Source organism: Kitasatospora sp. MAP12-44, assembly GCF_029892095.1.
Lineage (GTDB): Bacteria > Actinomycetota > Actinomycetes > Streptomycetales > Streptomycetaceae > Kitasatospora.
This window is the reverse complement of record NZ_JARZAE010000004.1, coordinates 288,787-305,992: the sequence shown is the minus strand read 5'-3', so window position 1 is coordinate 305,992 and position 17,206 is coordinate 288,787. Positions and strand designations below refer to the sequence as shown.

17 protein-coding genes and 1 pseudogene are annotated in these 17,206 nt (G+C 71.0%); 6 read left to right on the top strand and 12 right to left on the bottom strand.

Features of this window, described 5'->3' with window-relative positions; genetic code table 11:
- Positions 1 to 33: 33 nt before the first annotated feature.
- From P3T34_RS02500 to P3T34_RS02490, 3 genes and pseudogenes are all read right to left on the bottom strand, one after another.
- Positions 34 to 1,992, bottom strand: a complete 1,959-nt coding sequence (locus P3T34_RS02500; RefSeq protein WP_280664297.1) for an Ig domain-containing protein — start codon at positions 1,990 to 1,992, stop codon at positions 34 to 36.
- A 208-nt stretch (positions 1,993 to 2,200) separates the two neighbouring features.
- Positions 2,201 to 3,169: a GNAT family N-acetyltransferase gene (locus tag P3T34_RS02495; RefSeq protein ID WP_280664296.1), complete on the bottom strand. Its 969-nt coding sequence runs from the start codon at positions 3,167 to 3,169 to the stop codon at positions 2,201 to 2,203.
- 140 nt (positions 3,170 to 3,309) lie between these two features.
- Positions 3,310 to 4,311: pseudogene (locus P3T34_RS02490) on the bottom strand (hypothetical protein); the annotation flags it as partial.
- A 142-nt stretch (positions 4,312 to 4,453) separates the two neighbouring features.
- On the opposite strand from P3T34_RS02490, the gene P3T34_RS02485 reads away from it, so the two are divergent.
- The 5 genes from P3T34_RS02485 to P3T34_RS02465 all read left to right on the top strand — a co-directional run bounded on the left by P3T34_RS02485 (position 4,454) and on the right by P3T34_RS02465 (position 7,418).
- The gene (locus P3T34_RS02485) at positions 4,454 to 4,732 is read left to right on the top strand and encodes a hypothetical protein (protein WP_280664294.1); all 279 of its coding nucleotides are present in this window, start codon (positions 4,454 to 4,456) and stop codon (positions 4,730 to 4,732) included.
- A gap of 182 nt (positions 4,733 to 4,914) precedes the next feature.
- A complete protein-coding gene (locus tag P3T34_RS02480; protein WP_280664293.1) occupies positions 4,915 to 5,547 on the top strand; it encodes a hypothetical protein in 633 nt (210 codons plus the stop codon).
- Between the two features lie 206 nt (positions 5,548 to 5,753).
- Positions 5,754 to 6,794, top strand: coding sequence for an NAD(P)-dependent alcohol dehydrogenase (locus tag P3T34_RS02475; RefSeq protein ID WP_280664292.1), 1,041 nt, complete (start codon positions 5,754 to 5,756; stop codon positions 6,792 to 6,794).
- Between the two features lie 103 nt (positions 6,795 to 6,897).
- Positions 6,898 to 7,020, top strand: coding sequence for a hypothetical protein (locus P3T34_RS02470; protein WP_280664291.1), 123 nt, complete (start codon positions 6,898 to 6,900; stop codon positions 7,018 to 7,020).
- The gene (locus P3T34_RS02465; RefSeq protein ID WP_280664290.1) at positions 7,017 to 7,418 is read left to right on the top strand and encodes a VOC family protein; all 402 of its coding nucleotides are present in this window, start codon (positions 7,017 to 7,019) and stop codon (positions 7,416 to 7,418) included. Before P3T34_RS02470 ends, P3T34_RS02465 begins: the two co-directional genes overlap by 4 nt.
- A gap of 39 nt (positions 7,419 to 7,457) precedes the next feature.
- Here the strand turns inward: P3T34_RS02465 and P3T34_RS02460 are convergent, their stop codons facing one another.
- The 3 genes from P3T34_RS02460 to P3T34_RS02450 form a co-directional block, all read right to left on the bottom strand.
- On the bottom strand, positions 7,458 to 8,114 hold the full coding sequence (locus P3T34_RS02460) for a transcriptional regulator (protein ID WP_280664289.1): 657 nt from the start codon (positions 8,112 to 8,114) through the stop codon (positions 7,458 to 7,460).
- Between the two features lie 65 nt (positions 8,115 to 8,179).
- Positions 8,180 to 9,298, bottom strand: coding sequence for a glycosyltransferase (locus P3T34_RS02455; RefSeq protein ID WP_280664288.1), 1,119 nt, complete (start codon positions 9,296 to 9,298; stop codon positions 8,180 to 8,182).
- A gap of 195 nt (positions 9,299 to 9,493) precedes the next feature.
- Complete coding sequence (locus P3T34_RS02450) at positions 9,494 to 10,066, bottom strand: GNAT family N-acetyltransferase (protein WP_280664287.1); 573 nt, start codon at positions 10,064 to 10,066, stop codon at positions 9,494 to 9,496.
- 107 nt (positions 10,067 to 10,173) lie between these two features.
- Between P3T34_RS02450 and P3T34_RS02445 the strand changes: the two genes are divergently transcribed.
- Positions 10,174 to 10,839, top strand: coding sequence for a hypothetical protein (locus P3T34_RS02445; RefSeq protein WP_280664286.1), 666 nt, complete (start codon positions 10,174 to 10,176; stop codon positions 10,837 to 10,839).
- Between the two features lie 104 nt (positions 10,840 to 10,943).
- On the opposite strand, the gene P3T34_RS02440 is transcribed toward P3T34_RS02445, so the two are convergent.
- From P3T34_RS02440 to P3T34_RS02415, 6 genes are all read right to left on the bottom strand, one after another.
- Positions 10,944 to 11,999, bottom strand: coding sequence for a hypothetical protein (locus P3T34_RS02440; protein WP_280664285.1), 1,056 nt, complete (start codon positions 11,997 to 11,999; stop codon positions 10,944 to 10,946).
- Between the two features lie 177 nt (positions 12,000 to 12,176).
- On the bottom strand, positions 12,177 to 13,598 hold the full coding sequence (locus tag P3T34_RS02435) for a cytochrome P450 (RefSeq protein ID WP_280664284.1): 1,422 nt from the start codon (positions 13,596 to 13,598) through the stop codon (positions 12,177 to 12,179).
- 85 nt (positions 13,599 to 13,683) lie between these two features.
- The gene (locus tag P3T34_RS02430) at positions 13,684 to 14,322 is read right to left on the bottom strand and encodes an ATP/GTP-binding protein (RefSeq protein ID WP_280664283.1); all 639 of its coding nucleotides are present in this window, start codon (positions 14,320 to 14,322) and stop codon (positions 13,684 to 13,686) included.
- Entirely contained in the window at positions 14,303 to 14,668 is a 366-nt protein-coding gene (locus P3T34_RS02425; protein ID WP_280664282.1) for a DUF742 domain-containing protein, read from the bottom strand. Before P3T34_RS02425 ends, P3T34_RS02430 begins: the two co-directional genes overlap by 20 nt.
- A complete protein-coding gene (locus tag P3T34_RS02420; protein WP_280664281.1) occupies positions 14,665 to 15,072 on the bottom strand; it encodes a roadblock/LC7 domain-containing protein in 408 nt (135 codons plus the stop codon). The genes P3T34_RS02425 and P3T34_RS02420 overlap by 4 nt, the downstream gene beginning before the upstream one ends.
- On the bottom strand, positions 15,069 to 16,574 hold the full coding sequence (locus tag P3T34_RS02415; protein ID WP_280664280.1) for an ATP-binding protein: 1,506 nt from the start codon (positions 16,572 to 16,574) through the stop codon (positions 15,069 to 15,071). Before P3T34_RS02415 ends, P3T34_RS02420 begins: the two co-directional genes overlap by 4 nt.
- Positions 16,575 to 17,206 lie beyond the last annotated feature (632 nt).

The following is a 17,206-nucleotide window of genomic DNA, read 5'->3' as shown; positions in this document are numbered from 1 at the left end:
GTGAGGTGGGCCGGAACGGGGCACTGCGAGGGGTCAGCTCAGGTGGAAGGAGGTGTCGTCGAGCAGGAACGCGGTTTTGGCGTCGCCGGTCTCGTGCGAGGTGAACTTCACGATGACCGTGGAGCCGAACTCCGGTGCCACGTACGGCGTCAGGTCGATCGAGACCGGGACGTAGCCGCTGCTGGCGTCCAGGTTGGACCACGTCTTCAGGACGGCGATCTGCTTGCCCGAGTACTGGTCGTCCAGCTCCAGCGTCAGACTGTCCTGCGCGGTCGCCGCGCTGTTCGTGGAGTCGACGTGCAGCCAGAAGGAGAGCGAGGCGCGGGTGTAGCCGGGGGTGGTCTCCACGCCCTGGGAGAGCGAGTCGTCCTGGGTGGCGCTGTGGCCGAGCCAGGCGTACCCGGCGCCCGAGTGCGGCTGGTGGGCGGTGGACTGGGTGATGATCCCGGGCGCGGACTGGGACCACCAGCCGGGGTAGTTGCCGTTGGCGTCCGTGGGGACCTCGAAGCCGGGGTCGACGATCTGCTCGATGCCGAGGCAGCCGTACTCACCCGAGCTGAAGAAGCCGTACCAGAACCGGGTGCCCGCCTGGTGGCCGGCGTCGTCCCGGACCGTGACGGAGACGTCGTGGTACCCGCGCTCCTGGGTGCGGCCGTGGATGACCCCGGTGCGGGGGTCGATGGTGAGGCCGCGCGGCAGTCCGGTGGCGCGGTAGGTGAGTCGTCGCGCGCTCTGGTCGGTGGCGATCACCGGGACGCTGACCTGTTGGCCCGGTGCGGCGGTCTGGTCGCAGATCGTGCTGACGACGAGCGGCTGGTTGGCCACCACGGGATGCGAACCCGAGCAGGTGTGCTGGTCATTGGACCAGGTGGTCTGCACGGCGAACGGGCCGGTGGCGAGTTGCAGGTTGAACAGGCCGCCGGGCGTTCCCTGGGTGATCCAGGCGCACTTGTCGCCGTCCTCCTGACCGGCCGGGTCGATCCAACCGCCCATCGCGTTCTGGTCGGTGAGGGTCTCGGCGTACTCGTGGCCGCCGAGGATGGACCAGCCGTCCAGCCGGCCGCGCGGACCGGGGTTGATCCAGTTGGTACCGCAGTACTTGTTGTCGGTCAGGTACGGCATGATCGTGTACGCCAGCGTGCCGTAGCTGGAGCGCTCGAAGGTGTGCCAGGCGCACCAGGTGTTGAGCTCGTGCCAGCTGTCCGGGTCCATGCCCTTGGCCGTGGTGACCACGTACTGGACGTTGCGGTTCTGCGCCGTGGTGGTGTTGCCGAAGTGCTTGGCGGCAGCGGCTGCTTCGGCCGCGATCTGGGGTTCGGTGGCGCGGTCGGGCGCGGCGGCCGTGTTGTCGACCCAGACGCCGGCCAGTGCGCCGCCCTGCGGGTAGCCGACGTGCGGGGCGGTGGACGGGCAACTCCCGCTGCCGGAGGCCACGTTCTCGCAGTACTGGGTCAGCACGCCGCTCCAGGCGTCACCGTTGGTGCCGAGGCCCTTGAAGAACGACTGCTGGTAGGGCGCGGCGTTGTCGGGGTCGTTGGAGAGCGTGGTGTTGCCGTCGGCGTCCTGGCCGGCGGTGCCCCACTGGGAGCCCCAGTAGATGACGTAGACCTTGGGCGGTCCGGAGGTGACGCCGACCGAGTCCTGGCCACCGGCGTAGGCCAGGTTCGGCTGGCCGTTGTTGACCACGACGTCGGGCTTGGCCGGATCGGCGTTGGCGGTCGGCCCCGACGGCGACTGTGACGGCGACTGTGACGGCGACGACGACGAGCCGGGGCGCGCGCTCGCCGCGGCGTGCGGGTGGCCCGGCTGGATCTGCACCCAGTTGCCGTGCGTCTGGACCCACCCGGCCGATGCCGGATGTAACGGGGTGTCCGGCGTGGCGACTGCGGCCTGCGCGGTGCCGGCAAGCCCGGTCAGCACCATGCCGAGCGTGAGCAGGGCGGAGGCGAACAGCCCCGTCCCGCGCCGCGCGCCTGAACGTATAGCGGTCACAGCGAATCCCTTCCTGGTGTTCGGTGGCGGCTGGGCCACCGATCCGGTCGGGATGTACCATTGCACATGTCACACGCCAAGCGTGATCGTGTAACTGACAAAGTTTCGGTAAAGCCTGACGCTCCGAATCCGCGGGTGCGGTCGACGATGGGTCAGGTAGGGCCGGCCGTGGGCGCCGGCGGGCTGACGGGTCCTCAGCCCGCGGTCCTCAGCCTGCCGTCGTGGCTCTGCCGGTCGCGGTTTTGATGAGCGGCGCGTCCCGCGTGAACTTCCGGAACCCGACGCTGTAGTACAGCCCGCGCGCAGCGGGATGCCCCGGCGCACCCAGGCAGGCGACCGTCACCTGCGCGGCCCCGGCCGCCCGCGCCAGCCGCATCCCGTGCAGCAGCATCGCCCTTCCCAACCCCCGACGCCGGTAGTCCGGATGCGTCCCGACCGGCTCGAACTCAGCGGTCCTGTTGGCGTCGTCAAGCCACATGATCGTCGAGGCTGCCATCGTCCCGTCCGGCGCCTCCACCAGGATGTGCAGATCGCCGCGGTACGGCGCCGTCTGCCGGACCCCGAGGTAGCCCTCGGCCGTGTACGTCGAGGGAGCCCAGGCGTCCACATGGGCCTGGACCGCGGCCTCCGCGCCGGCCTCGTCCGCGGTGCGGAACCGGAATCCGTCGGGCAGCACTGGCTGCTCCATGTCGATGAGGTCCCGCTCGTTGAGCTGGGTCCACGACCCGTCGTCGCCGAGCGCGGCCGGGTCGGTCCGGTAGCCGTGCGCCGCCCATCGCGTCAGGGCGAACTCGTCGGCGGCGCAAGGGATCACCGTACGCTCGACGTCCGGCGCCGTGCTGTCGTACCAGTCGATCACCTCGTCGACCAGCCCGGAGTGGTCGGGATGGACCTGATACGCGAGGTAGGCCCCGGTGACGTCCTTCACCGACCCGTCGCTGCGCCGCACCCGGCGCGGAAGGGAGGCCCAGCCCCACGCCACCAGCTCGCCGCCGGAGAACCACAGCCGACGCGGCCAGCTATGACCGTCGGCGGCGTGCCCCTTGCCCCAGATCCAGGCCAGCTCGCCGAACGACGCGTCGGCGTTCACCAGGTCCGGGCGGGCGGCGGTGACACGCTGCGCCAGACCCTGCATGAGGTGGACGTCCGCGGCGGTCACCAGCTCGAAGTTCGCCATAGCGCATCACTGTGGCAGGACTGCGCCAAGCCGTCGAACCGTTTTCCGAGCCGCTTCCGAGCCGCTTTCCGAGCTGTTTCTGGGCCGCTTCTGGGCCGCCGATCGCGGCAGTCAAGCCCGTGGCGTCGGCGCACCGGCCCTCAGGCCGGAGCGCCGTCGCCGACGACCTCCAGCACCTCGGCCACGGAGCGGCGGGGCGCCGCCGGGCCGGCCGGCCCGTAGCCCAGGCGCAGCACGGTCTGGGCGAACCCGGGGCCCTCGTTCGGATCGCGCAGCTCCCACCGGGTCTGGGGCCACTCCAGGGCCTGGTGCATGACGGAGATCCGTATGCCGTGCACCGTCGCCAGCAGCCAGACGCGCTCCAGTGCCTGGCCGGCGTGGAGCCAGTCCGCGGGGTGGTCGGCGAGGGTGGACAGCAGGGCCAGCCGTGGCAGCGTCTCGAAGGGCTCGGACGGCACGCTGACGGCCGGCGGCAGGCCGGTGTAGCTGCGCATCGGCACGTGGGCCTCGCTGTCGGGCGGTCCCAGCGTGGTCAGGAGGATGCCGTCGGACGCCGGTTCCCACGGGCGCATCCACTCCCGGGTCTCCGCCTGGCGCGCCGGGTCGTCGGCGGTGCGGCGCTCGGCCTCCTTCGTCAGGTCCATCACCCGCCGGACCCCCTCCTCCCGCAGGACCGACAACACCGCCCCCTCCTCCCGGGCGGCCGCCATCAGCTCGCCGAGGACCGCCTCGGGCACCTCGCGGTCGGCATACGGCAGGCGGCTCGAGTGGCGCTGCGAGATCGCGTCGTACACGTCCACCTCGAACGGACCCGGGTGCGTGGCGGCCCGCGAGAGGTCGAGTTCGGCGAGCAGGCAGGGGTCGTCGGTCTCCGGCAGCAGCCGCACGGACGGCTCCCGGCCGAGGTGACCGGCCGCGACCCGCAGGTTGAACACCGCGGTACCCACCGAGAGGTGCAGCGCCCGGCCCTCCGGATCCGTCACGGGCAGGGCCCGCCGCGGGTCCGCGTACACCCGCAGCGTGCGGGCGCCGGAGAACGCGCGGAAGCGCCACGGCTGGGTGTTGAGCAGCGAGGGCGCGGCGATTCCGGCGGCGGCCAGGGACTGCAGCTCTTGCGGAGTCAGACTCGGATCGTTCATGGCGCATCTCCTCGTCCTTCACCTCCCAGCATGCCCACTTGCTGAAATGAATGACGAAACTCTGGCCTTCCACTTCAGGCGGTGCCATGCTGCCGGATGCACCTGCCAGAGACCCACCCCTGATCGACGATCTGTGGAGGCACTCATGATGATCAAGAAGGCCGTGACCATCGTCGCGGCGACGCTGCTTGCCAGCGTCTCGCTCACCGGCATGGCATCGGCGCAGCCGACTATTGCCCCGGGTCACTGGGTGTTTGCCGTCTTCGGTGGTCAAGGTCCCACCCAGGCCGCCGCGATCCAGGCCGCCACTGCCAGTGCCACGGCCCAGCACTGCAACACCCCCCTGGCCAACGTGGAGACCAACGTTCAGCCTGCCGGCACCTGGTGGGCTCAGGGGTCGACCTGGTGCTACGTCGTCGGCTAGGACCGACCGGCAAAATCGCCCGTAAGGGAGTACCCGCTGGGCCGCAGTCTGCCGCTGCATCAGATGAGCGGTAGTCAACTCCTGTCCCCGTCGGACTATAGGATCTAGGTCGGACGACCGCCTGACGCCTGATGGCCGCGGTCCGTTCCGGTTTCGGTTCACCTGGCCGGCGGGGCCGGCCCATGCACGGGGGTTTCACCATTTCCACGCGCCACGTCATCAGCGTTGCCCTGCTCGTCTCCGCCGCGCTTGCGCTGACCGCCTGCGGCCCGGACGACCCGACCGCCACCAACGCGGCCGGGTCGAGCCCGGCCGCCGCGCCGCCCTCGGCCGCGGCAAGCAAGCAGGGCGCCGCCCCGACCACCGGCGGCGGCAAGTCCGCGACGCCCACGAGCAGCAAGGGCGCCGGCAAGAGCGACTGCCCGACGCTTGCCCCGGGGCACCGGTACATCTGGGTCGACCACCTTGAAGGAGCCATGAACAACGTGGTCGCCGCCGACGCGCAGGCGCACTGCGACCCGACGATGAACGAGGGTGCCGCCTACTCGCACAATGGCACCCTGAAGACCTACGGCCTCTCCCTGGACGCGAAGATCACCGTCATCGCCAAGGACGGCCCGAAGACCGTCATCGCCAAGAACGGCGACCTCTACACCGGAATCGCCCACGTCAAGGCGTGCGCCGACCCGAACGGCGCCCAGCTCGACGGTGCGAAGCTGCCGGCCGGATACTTCTGCGCCGGCCAGAACTTCTTCGACGTGGTGGTCGACTCGCACAACACCATCACCGAGATGACGGAGCTGTCCGGCTCCTGATCCCGACAGTCCCCCCTCGGTGCTCGGCCCGCCCGCACAGCGTGGCCGGCCGAGCACCGAGGAGGACGCTCGCGCCCGGGCCGGCGACCCGGCCGCTCCGGCCCGGGATCCGGTGCTCGGTCGACTGTGGTCGCACGGGTGTTCCGAGGCGTCGACAATGGAGGTAGTCCGTCGGCAAGACCAGGAGCAACCGGGAGAACCCCGTCATGAGCACTGTCGCCGCCTACGCCGCACCCGCCGCCAAAGCCCCGCTGGAGCGGACGACCATCGAGCGCCGCGCGCTCGGCGAGAACGATCTACAGCTCGACATCACGTTCGTGGGCATCTGCCACTCCGACATCCACCAGGTCCGCGAGGGCTGGGGCAGAGCGATCTTCCCGATGGTGCCCGGCCACGAGATCGCGGGCGTCGTCTCCGAAGTCGGGCCCGGCGTAACGAAGTTCAAGGTCGGCGACCGGGTGGGCGTCGGCTGCATGGTCGACTCCTGCCGCGAGTGCGACAACTGCAAGGCGGGCCTGGAGCAGTACTGCGCCAACGGCCCGGTCTGGACGTACAACGCCGTTGGCAAGGACGGGCAGCCCACCTACGGCGGCTACTCGCAGAAGGTCGTCGTCGACGAGAACTACGTCGTACGCATCCCGGACGCCCTGCCCCTGGACGTGGCCGCCCCGCTGCTGTGCGCCGGCATCACCACCTACTCGCCGCTGCGGCATTGGAACGCCGGCCCCGGCACGAACGTCGCCGTCGTCGGACTCGGTGGCCTCGGCCACCTGGGAGTGAAGATCGCACACGAGCTCGGTGCCGAGGTCACCGTCCTGTCCCAGTCCCTGCGCAAGAAGGACGACGGCCTGCGGCTGGGCGCCGACCACTACCACGCCACCGGCGACCCGACGACCTTCGAGGACCTGGCGGGCAGATTCGACATTATCCTCAGCACCGTCTCCGCCCCGCTCGACTTCGCCGCCTACGCGTCGCTGCTGCGCACCGACGGGACCATGGTGCACCTCGGTCTCCCGGAGGAGCCGGTGCAGATCGTGCTGCAGTCGCTGTTCGGCAACCGGCGCAGCATGAGCAGCTCGGGCATCGGCGGCATCGCCGAGACCCAGGAGATGCTGGACTTCTGCGCCGAGCACGGCGTGGCAGCCGAGATCGAGCTGATCGGCGCGGACGAGATCAACGACGCGTACGAGCGGGTCCTCGCGAGTGACGTCCGCTACCGCTTCGTCATCGACACGGCCACTCTGTGACGCGCAGGGCCGAGGGCGCGGAGCAGGGACAGCCCTGCTCGATGGGAGCGGCAGGTCCTTCAGCGGGGTGGACTTGTCAGACCTGATCGGTAAGCTCGCGATCATGACTTTGGATCATGGCCGCAACGGCCACATCGGCACGGGGGCGGTACTCACGCGCGGTGGCGAGGCCGAGACCTGCGCCGAACGCCCGGTCTGGCGCGCGACCGAGGAGGCCTCGGCGTGATCACCCCAGAAACCCGCATCCGGATCGCTCGCCCCTCCCGGAATCTTGTGGCCGCCGAGCGCTTCTATGTCGAGGGCCTCGGGCTCGACGTTCTGTGGCGCACCACCGAGCGTGTCTCCGGCGAGCATGATCTGGTGATGCTCGGACTCCCGGGCGGCTCCTGGCACTTCGAGCTCACTTACGACCCCGAGCGGCCGCTGGAGCCCACGCCCACGGTGGACGACCTCTTCGTCCTCTATCTCGGTGCCGCCCTCGACGATGCCCTCGTCGACCGCCTCGTCGCCGCGGGTGGCACCCGCACCGCGGCGCACAACCCCTACTGGGACGAGCACGGCGTCACCGTTGCCGATCCCGACGGCTACCGCTTGGTGCTCTGCTCGCGTTCCTGGAGCTCCTGAACTCCACCGCCTTGCTTCGGCCCGTCTGGTGGGGGCTGCTCAGCGAACGTTCGGGAGGTCGGCGAGGGTGTTCCAGAACATCAGCTCGTAGGCCTGCAGCAGTCGGCCGTAGCTGTGCGCGGCGCTGACCGTCCCGGTCGTCGGGCCGGCCGAGGAGAGGACGGCGTCGGTCTCGTCCTCCAGCTCGGGCGCGGGCGCGGCGAAGAAGTCGAAGAAGGCGCAGGCGTCGGCGCCGAAGCCGTAGTGGGTGCGCAGGGCCCGGGAGACGGTCGCGCAGTAGCCGCCCCAGGCGGAGAAGTTGGCGGCGAGGGCCAGCACGACGGCGGTGGGCTCGCCGTTGAGCGCGAGCCAGGCCAGGTACGCGGGATACGCCTGACAGCCGGGGAGGGGTTCACGGGCACGCAGGTCGTCCGAGTCCAGGCCGCAGGCGGTGCCGAACCCGCTCAGGGCGTCGAGCGCGAGGCTCTCGCCCTGGGCCAGGTGGGCGAAGTACCCGCCCGCCGGGGTGTCGGCGCAGCGGGCGGCGAGCACCAGCAGGCTCCGGCGGTCGCTGGTGATGATGCGGTGCTGCTGCGCGGCGAGCTCACCGAGGACGGACACCGAAGCGCGCCCGTCCTCGATCAGCGGCAGCAGGCGGTTCTCCCGCTCGCCCGGCGCCAGCTCACGGCGGATGGAACGCAGGATCTCGCTAGGCATGCCCCCAGAATGCACTGCCCGCGCTCCCCGTCGCGGACGGGCTCGCCGCGCGTCGTCGAGACGCGTCAGCGCGCGGCGAGCAGCGCCTCGAAGTTCCCGACCAGCTCCGCGGGCGTTGGCAGGGCGTCGATCTCCGCGCGGATGGCGGCGGCCGACTTCCGCAGCGAGTCGTCGCCGACCAGACGGTCGAGCAGGTCGGCGTCGACCGCGTCCGTGCTCGAGCGCAGCGCGAATCCCTGGGCCTCGCCCGCGGCGACATTGATGAAGTGGTCGGCCCCCTGAGGGAGGATCAGCTGCGGGATGCCCAGCGCGGCCGCGGTCATCATCGTGCCGGAGCCGCCGTGGTGCACCACCGCGTCGCAGGCCTCCAGCAGCTGGTTCAGCGGCACCCACGGCAGCGGCCGGACGTTGGCGGGCAGCTCGCCGAGCGGGGCGAGGTCGATGTCCCCCAGCGCCAGCAGGATCTCCGCATCGGCGCGGCCCGCCTGCTCGATCAGACCGGAGAGAGCGCCGATGCCCTCCCACTGGGCGAAGACCGTCCCGAGCGTCATCGCTATCCGCCGCCGCGGGCCGCGCCCGATCAGGTCCGCCGGAACGGTCCCGCCCCCGTTGTGCGGGACGTACCGGACGCGCCAGCCGCCGCCGTCCCCGCCGAGCGAGGCCGGGACGACGTCCAGCACCGTGTGCTCCGCGGGGCCCTCCAGCCCGTGTGCGCGGTACTCGCCGGTGAGCAGCCCGGCCATGCGGCCGGTCATCCCTTCGCTCGACACGCCGAAGTTGTGCACCACGGAGGGTATGCCGAGGGCGGCGGCCACCAGCGGCGCGGCCGCCTGGAACGGGGCGTGCACGATGACGTCCGGCCGCCAGCCGCGGGCGACCTCCAGCAGACCGTCGATGGTCACCCGGCCGTGCTCGGCGAAGCCGCGAGCGGCCAGCGCCATCGTCTCCTCGTTCGTCCGCTCCCCGGACGCGAACCTGACCCCCTCGAGGACCCGGGAGAAGGCCTCGTTGACGGTGGTTCCGTCGCCCACCTCGACGACCGGCAGCCCGGTGCTGTGCAGCTGGTCGATCGGCGTCTGGCCGGCGAACAGGACGTCGTGGCCGGCCGCCCGCAGCGCCTGCGCGGTCGGAACCATCGGGAAGAGGTGGCCGACCGAGCCGGGGCCGGTGAACAGGATGCGCACGTGCTTCTCCTCGCGTGGTGGGGGTGTTCGGTTAGGGTCAACTCCGTTGCAACTGTTGGTATTACATGCCTGTTGATCGCAAACCATCTATTGGATGTTCCGCCAAGTAATGATCGATAGTCGGGCAAACGGATGTGACGACTTGTCAGTTTCTGCCCGAACGACCGACCCCGAACGACCGACCCCGAACGGCAGTCACACCTGGCGGAGGTCCAGCATGTAGAAGACCTTGTCGAAGCGGTAGGTACCGACGGCGACGAAGTCGGGCAGGCGGCCGTACTCGCTGAAGCCCAACGATCGGTAGAGGTGCAGGGCGTTGCTGTTGTCGCCACGGGCGTCCAGGGTGAGGACCTCGATTCCTGCCCGTCCGGCGTCAGCGATCAAGCCGGCGGTGAGTGCCCGACCGATGCCGTGACCATGGGCGGCAGCATCCACCGCGATCTTCTCCAGGTCGGCGTGCGGGCGATGGGTCGGCCGCGCGTAGCGCAGCCAGTACCCCAGTCCGACCAGCCGACCGCCGAGGTAGGCGGCACGCAGGGCCGCATCACCGGCGTGCGCCGCAGAGATGACGTGGCCGAGAAGCGCCGACACCTCATCGTGCGACGGCGGTTCGACCCAACCGAGCGCGGCCCCTCCACGGACCAGGTCCGAAAGGATCTCGTGAGCCGACTCCGCGAACCGGGCCTCAAGGTCCGGATCGGACGTCAGCTCCGTCGCGTCAAGGATGACGGGCTCACGGGTTCCACCGCTGGTCATGGCCGTATGCATGATCAGCAGCCTAACCAAGCCCTCAAGGTGTCGGCGATAATCCTCGGATGGACGATCCGGCGATACCGCCCGGCCCCACCGGGCCCCCTTCGCAAACGGTCGACCCGTTGGCCCACGGCGTCCTGCGCCTGATCCGCCGGGCCACCCGCTGGGGCGCCGGCTACGTGCTGCTGACCCTGGTGGTGCTGAACGCGATGGCGCTGCGCGCGCCGCTGCAGCTGATGCCGGTGGCGGTCATGGTGGCCTTTGCGGTGGGCGCGCTGGCCTCGATCCCGATGCTCGGCATAGTCGACTACGCGGCCGAACGGCTGCGCTCGGCCACCCGTCCACCGGTCGACAAGCCGGGTGCCTGGGGCGTGGGCACCCTGATCCTGCTGCTCTTGTTGGCGGCTTCGAGCGCGCTGGTCGTCGAGCAGGCCCGGATCAACCTCACGGTCACCTCGCCGATCGCCGTCACCCTCGACAACTGCGGCCGGACTGGCAAGAGCATCGGCTGCTCCGGCAGCTGGACCGTCGCCGGCACGACCTACTCCAGCGCCCAAGTTCCCACCGACGACCTGACCGCAGGCGACACGGTCACCGTCCTCTACGCTCCCGACGACCCCGCCTACGTCCGCGCCCCCGGGCAGTGGGCAAGCCCTGGCGGGGTCCTCGGAGCCATCGGCGTCCCCCTCGCGATCGGCCTGCTGATCAGGGTCCTCCCGCGCGAACGCCACCGCCGCCGGGCCTACCTGGCCACCCTCTGCGCCCGGCACAACGCCCCGTCCGCCTGACCGTCGACGTCACCGACCGGCTCGACGAACCGGCAGCTGCGGATCAACGGGCGATCTGACGCCCCATCGGAACGAGATCCGGTTGGGCGGAGCGGCACAACCGGTCAGGCAGCCCATAGACGGATCACGCCGTCGGCGAGCTGCACGAACTGCCGGGCGCCCGGGTGGTGATGTGTGGGGGAGAAGCCGGGAACGACGCTCAGGAGCTTCCCCTCGACCGGATCCCACGTCGACAGACCGGACCCACCGCAACTGAACAGGCGGGTGCCGTCGCTGAAGAAACGCCCGGTCGGGCCCTCGAACGCAATGAGTTCTACGGCCGTCGGCATTCCGCCCTGACCGGTTTGACTCGTATCGAAGATCCGGGCCCCGGGCTGCATGACATCGTCGTCATCGCCGAGACCCTCGACGGCGACCCGGACCGAGTCGATCCAGGTCATGGCGTGATCCCAGTAGTAATCCCGGCCGCACACATCCACCCGGCTCGGACCGTCCTCGGACTCCCACACGTTGCCCCCGATCCATTGGTCAAGGCCCCACACCGAGGGAACTCCGACTGGATGCCACATCCAGCCGTCGTCCAGGATCCGCTTCCCATCAGGGCTCACATACAGTGCGCCGTGGAAGTAGTCGAGGTAATGCTCCGGCACGGCATCCCCGTCAGCAGGCGCGGGGAGCAACCGATCAGTGAGCAGCACCCCCGTTTGCGCGTCCGAGACATCCAATCGGTTCCAGGCCGTGCGGTGGACAACGACGCACCGCCCATGGCTCCGCGCGAACTCCAGCGAGAACGGCACGGTCTCTTGGTGATAGCCCTGGTTGTCCAAGGCCAGCGTCACCTCGCCGGTTCGCAGGTCGATCACCTCACCAAAGCGGCCGTAATCGTTGACCACCGCGGCGAACATGCCGTCGTGGGAAGCATGCAGGCTCCTGCGAAGCCGGTGGCCGTCCCATGGTTCGTGGTCCGATTCCGCCGCAATGGTGGTGGTCCCGACCGCCTCGTGATCTCCGGTTGCCACGTCCCACCGGCTGATCGTGCCGTCCTCGCCCAGTGCCAGCCACACAGGCCGCTCGCGATCGCGCACCGGCGCGAGATCGACGACCGTCCCCAAAGGCAGTGGCACTGACATCTCACGGACGGCGTCGTCACTACTGATCACTGCTGACCCCCCACTCCCCGAGAACGAACCGACAGCATATCCAGGGTGTGACTTGGGGATTGTCGTGACTGGACCGCCGTGCAGGATGCCGTCCCGGGGCGCGACGGTGGGTCGATGCGGCGCGTCCCGTCCGGGCCGCCCGGCTGACCGGGCGGACCGGACGGGACGGGGCTGCGGTCAGGGGTTGGGCGTGGTGCGCCGTCGCCAGCCCGTCAGGGTGCTCCACCAGCTGCGGCGTTGCCGGGGCGGGGAGACGGGGGCGGCCGACTGGGCGGACGACGGCGGGAAGGTGGACGGGGCTGCGGGCGGGGGGCCTTCGGCTGGCGAGGGCTCGGGCGTCCGGGCGGAGAAGTGCACCGGCAGGGCGACCAGGTGCCGCGACAGCCATGCCGAGTTCCAGGTCAACTCATCTTCAGGACAGGCGAGTTGGAGGTCAGGCAGGCGGGTCAGCAGGATGTCGATGCCGGTCTCCGCGATGGCTCGGCCGATGTCCTGGCCGGGGCATTCGTGCGGTCCGCCGCCGAAGGACAGGTGGGAGCGGTTGCCGTGCAGCGGCGTCGACAGGTTGGGACGGACTGCCGGGTCGACGTTGCCGGCCGCGAGACCGAGCAGGAGCATGTCGCCGGCCCGGATCTGCTGGCCGCCGAGTTCGGTGTCGCCGGTGGCCCAGCGGCCCGCGACCAGCGACATCGGCGGTGAGTCCCAGAGGATCTGGTCCAGCGCGTCGGGCAGTGTCATGTGGCCGCCGGACAGGTGGGCGCGGAACCGCCGGTCGGTGAGGACGAGCTTCAGGGTGTCCGCGATCAGGTTGACCGTCGTCTCGTTCGCCGCGAGCAGCACCACCCGTAGGTGCTCGAGCACCTCGTCGTCGGTGAGCCCGGCGTCGTGCTGCATCAGCCACGACACGAGGTCGCTGCCGGGCGCCAGTCGCTTGCGGTCCATCATCCGGCGCAGGGTCGCCGTGACGTAGTCGTTGCTCGCGATGGCCGTCGCGGTGCCCTTCATCAGGTCGCGGGCGGCGTCGACCAGTCGGGGCCCGTACTCCTCGGGCATGCCGACCAGTTGCGTCATCACGAGCATCGGCAGGCACTCGGCGAACTGGGCCACCAGCTCGGCCTGGCCGGCGGGTGCGAAGTCCTGGATCAGCTGGTCGGCGAAGCGGGTGACGTGGCGGCGGATCCCGCGCCCCTCGAAGCGGTTCAGGCTGTCGGTGACCGCTCCGCGCAGGCGCTTGTGCTCCGCGCCGTCCGCGAAGACGCACAGCGGCTGCCAGGCGATCACCGGCATCAGCGGGGAGTCCGAGGAGACCCGGCCGTCCTGGAACGCCGTCCAGCGGCGGGAGTCCCGGGAGAACCGGGACGGCGTGCGCATCGCCGCGAGGTTCGCGGAGTGGCTGAGGATCAGCCAGGCCGGGACGTCACCGTGCAGCAGCACGGGCGCCACCTCGCCGTGCTCGGCGCGCAGTTTCTCGTACAGGCCCGCGGGGTCGGCCTCGGCCTGCGGTCCGTAGAGGCGGCGCAGGCCGTCGGCGCCGAGCCCGTGGGCGGGGCAGCCGGCCGGCGGGGTGAGGGTGGTGTCGTCAGGGAACGGGGCGGTCACGGTTTCTCCGGGGTCGGGGCGAAGTGGGCGGTGCGAAGTGGGCGGGGCGAAGCGGTCGGGCGAAGTGGGCGGGGCGGTGGGACGGTCAGTGTCCGGGCGGTGGCGGCGGGGCCGAGAGGCTGTGCAGGTAGCGCATCAGCGCCATCAGCACGTCCCGGGCGGATTCGCGGGTCCGGGCGTCGCAGGCGACTATCGGCACCTCCGGGGGCAGGTCCAGGGCGGCCCGCAGTTCCTCGGTCGGGTAGGACGGTGACTCGGGGAAGGAGTTGACGGCGACGACGAAGGGCACGCCGCGCGCCTCAAGCCGCCCGATCACGTCGAAACTGACTTCGAGCCGACGCGTGTCGACCAGCACCACCGCGCCGAGGGCCCCCTCGAAGAGGCCGTTCCAGAGGAACCAGAACCGCTCCTGCCCGGGGGTGCCGAACACGTACAGCACCAGCTCGTCGCTGATGCTGATCCGGCCGAAGTCCATCGCGACCGTGGTGGAGGACTTGCGCTCGACCCCGGCGAGGTCGTCGACGCCGGCGCCGGCCTGCGTCATCGTCTCCTCGGTGGTCAGCGGGCGGATCTCGCTGACGGCACCGACCAGCGTCGTCTTGCCGACGCCGAAGCCGCCGACGATCACCACCTTGACCGCCAGCGCGGTCGAGGCCGGCAGCAGGTCCGCGCTCGGCGGCCCCACCACGGTCTCGGAGCCTCTCTCAGAGCTTGCGGAGTCCATGCATCACCGCCTCCAACAGGGCACGATCGGGAAGGAACGCCTTCGGGACGTGGGCGCGGGCGCGGGCCTCGATCCGCCCCTCGGCGAGGAGGTCCGCCAGCAGCACGGTGACCACGCTCGCCGGGAACCGCAGGTACGCGGAGATCTCGGCCACCGACAGCGGCGAGCCGCAGATCCGCAGGATCGCCGCCTGCTCGGGCTGCATCACGGGCGTCGGTTCGGAGCGGGAGACGATCAGGGTGACCAGGTCGAAGGTGGTCTGCTCGGCCAGGCCGCTGCGGCCGCGCGTGATCACATAGAGACGTTCGGGCTTGCCTTCGTCCCACTCCTGGTCGGATGCGCTCATGCGACCGGCTCGCCGCTGCGCGCAGGAGTGCTGAGATGCTCACCGATCCGGGCGACCAGGTCGCGCATCCGCTGGCCCACCAGCCCGGCGTCGACGCCCTCGTCGGCCAGCACCGCCAGGTAGGCCCGCGGGCCGGCCGCCATCAGGTAGAAGAAGCCACCGCCCATCTCGATCACGACCAGCCGCATCCGGCCGTTGCCTTGCGGAAACTCGTTCCCGACCGCGGCGGCCAGGCTCTGCAGGCCGGCGCAGGCGGCGGCGAGGCGGTCGGCCGTGTCGGTGTCACTGCCGTACTGGGCCATCCGCAGACCGTCGGCGGAGAGCACAATGACGTGGCGGGTGTGCGGGACACCGTCCGCCAGCTCCTTGAGCATCCAGTCCATGTTGGTCCGCTGCTGAATCACTGCTTGCCCTTCCCTGCCGACTCGTCAGTGGTGGAGTCGGCCGTACTGGTGGATGACGGCTGACCGTTCACCCCCTCCTGGAACGCGGTCAGCCACAGGCCGGGCGGTGCGGGCGCCGCGGCCGGCTGCTCAGCCGCCCGCGCGGTCTCGGGCGACCACACGCTCTCAGGCGCCCGGACGGTCTCCGGGGCACCCCTGCGGCGGGACGCCGCGTGACGGCGGCGCTGCGGCAGGCCGTTCGGGGCCCGCTCGGTCACGATCGGGGCCTCGTCCTCCTCCGGTGCGGGCTGCGCAAGGGCTCCCGGGGAGGATCCGAAGGACGGCCCGGCGGGGAAGGCGGGCGCCGTCGTCGCCGTCCGCAGCCGCGCCGCGGGCATCGGGCGGGGGCTGGACGCCACGCCGATGCCGTGGGCCAGACCGGTGGCGGGCACCGTGGTGATGAGCTCCTGCGGCACGATCAGCACCGCGCGGACGCCGCCGTACGCGGAGGGCCGCAGCGAGACCTGGAAGCCGTACGCCTGGGCGAGGCGCCCGACCACCGCCAGGCCGAGCCGGGGGGTCTCGCCGAGGTCGTTCAGGTCGATGCCGGCCTGCGCCGCCTTGAGCATCCGCTCGGCGCGCGCCCGGCCCTCCTCGGTGAGGCTCAGGCCGCCGTCCTCGATCTCGACGGCGATGCCGGTCTGCACCTCGACGGCGGTCAGGTGGACGCGGGTGTGCGGCGGGGAGTAGCGGGTGGCGTTGTCGAGCAGTTCGGCCAGCGCGTGGATCAGCGGCTCGGCGGCGGGGCCGACGATGGCGACCTCGGACACCGGGTGCAGCTCCACCCGCTGGTAGTCCAGGATCCGGGACATGCCACCGCGCAGCACGCTGTAGAGCGGCACCGACCTGCTCCACTGCCGGCCGGGGCGGGCGCCGCCGAGTACGGCGATCGAGTCGGCGAGGCGGCCGACCAGCGCGTTGCCGTGGTCCAGGCGCAGCAGGTCGTCGAAGACCGCCGGGTCGTTGCCGTGCCGGTCCTCCATCTCCCGCAGCTCCTGGGCCTGCCGGTGGACGATCGCCTGCACCCGGCGGGCGATGTTCACGAACGCGCGCTGGGCGGACTCGCGCAGGCCCTCCTCGTTGTCGACGGCCTCCATGACGGTGCGCAGCACGGCCAGCAGGGCGGCCTGGAACTCCGGTCCCACGGCGGCGTCATGGGACTCGTACGTCTTCAGCACGTCCTCGGTGAACTCACCGCGCTGCAGGCGGGCGACCGCCTCCGGCAGGCTGGCCCTCGCCAGCTGGACCGTTGCGGCCTCCTGCTCGGCCAGCCGGCGGCGCAGCTCGGTCTCCTGCCGGGCGTAGCGCTCGTACAGGGCCGTCAGCTCACGGCCCCGGCGCGCCGCCTCGGCGGCCACCACGGCCACCGCCGCGGTGGCCGCAACCCCGCACCAGAGGACTCCCGTGCGGGGGCCGGTGGTGATCGACACGGCGATGGCGGCGGCGGCCGCCGTCACGACCATGGGCAGGAGCCACACGAGTACGGGTGCGGAGCGCTGGCTGCCGGGTAACGTTCCAGCACGAAGCATCGGCATCCTCAAACAAATCGGAAGATTACGGGGGTGGGCGGGCCGGTTCCGGCGGCGTCAGGCCGCGTTCGGGGCGCGGCCCGATGCCCGCGCCGGTCCACCCGACCTCTCGCCCCGTCGACCCGGGGGTTGTGCTGGGACCAGGTTTGTCCTCCCGGGCGCGTCGCACCGGCACCTGGGGTCAAGTTCGCCCATGCGAGGGGTCTCCCCGGGAATCCGCCACGCGGTACCGGAGCTCCGTGCTAAGGCGAGCCCTTCGCAGAGAGTCACGTAGCGTAGTCGGCTCCGAGCTGCGCGTGCTGTGGTCCTCGCCTAGCCTCGGAGCAGTGCTCGAACAGACCGGGTGCCTGATGCGGCGTGCGGCCGCATCAGGCCCGACGGCTCAGGCGCGGCTCGGCGTACTGGGGCACGGCACTCTCCGGGGAGATGGATCCTCGCAGGGTGCCCCCTCCGCTCGATGGAGACGTCAGCATGACCGGCTACAGCGGTTCCACTCGCATGCGGCTTCCACGGCCCGATCGCGCAGACCTCGCACGACGCCCTGCCGGTGACGAGCCGTCCGTGCC

Excerpts from the sequence above, each read along its gene's own strand:
- P3T34_RS02495 (WP_280664296.1), bottom strand. The coding sequence starts at position 3,169 with ATGGCGAACTTCGAGCTGGTGACCGCCGCGGACGTCCACCTCATGCAG.
- P3T34_RS02475 (WP_280664292.1), top strand. The coding sequence starts at position 5,754 with ATGAGCACTGTCGCCGCCTACGCCGCACCCGCCGCCAAAGCCCCGCTG.
- P3T34_RS02460 (WP_280664289.1), bottom strand. The coding sequence starts at position 8,114 with ATGCCTAGCGAGATCCTGCGTTCCATCCGCCGTGAGCTGGCGCCGGGC.
- P3T34_RS02485 (WP_280664294.1), top strand. The coding sequence starts at position 4,454 with ATGATGATCAAGAAGGCCGTGACCATCGTCGCGGCGACGCTGCTTGCC.
- P3T34_RS02425 (WP_280664282.1), bottom strand. The coding sequence starts at position 14,668 with ATGAGCGCATCCGACCAGGAGTGGGACGAAGGCAAGCCCGAACGTCTC.
- P3T34_RS02450 (WP_280664287.1), bottom strand. The coding sequence starts at position 10,066 with ATGCATACGGCCATGACCAGCGGTGGAACCCGTGAGCCCGTCATCCTT.
- P3T34_RS02470 (WP_280664291.1), top strand. The coding sequence starts at position 6,898 with ATGACTTTGGATCATGGCCGCAACGGCCACATCGGCACGGGGGCGGTA.
- P3T34_RS02480 (WP_280664293.1), top strand. The coding sequence starts at position 4,915 with ATGCACGGGGGTTTCACCATTTCCACGCGCCACGTCATCAGCGTTGCC.
- P3T34_RS02415 (WP_280664280.1), bottom strand. The coding sequence starts at position 16,574 with ATGGTCGTGACGGCGGCCGCCGCCGCCATCGCCGTGTCGATCACCACC.
- P3T34_RS02430 (WP_280664283.1), bottom strand. The coding sequence starts at position 14,322 with ATGGACTCCGCAAGCTCTGAGAGAGGCTCCGAGACCGTGGTGGGGCCG.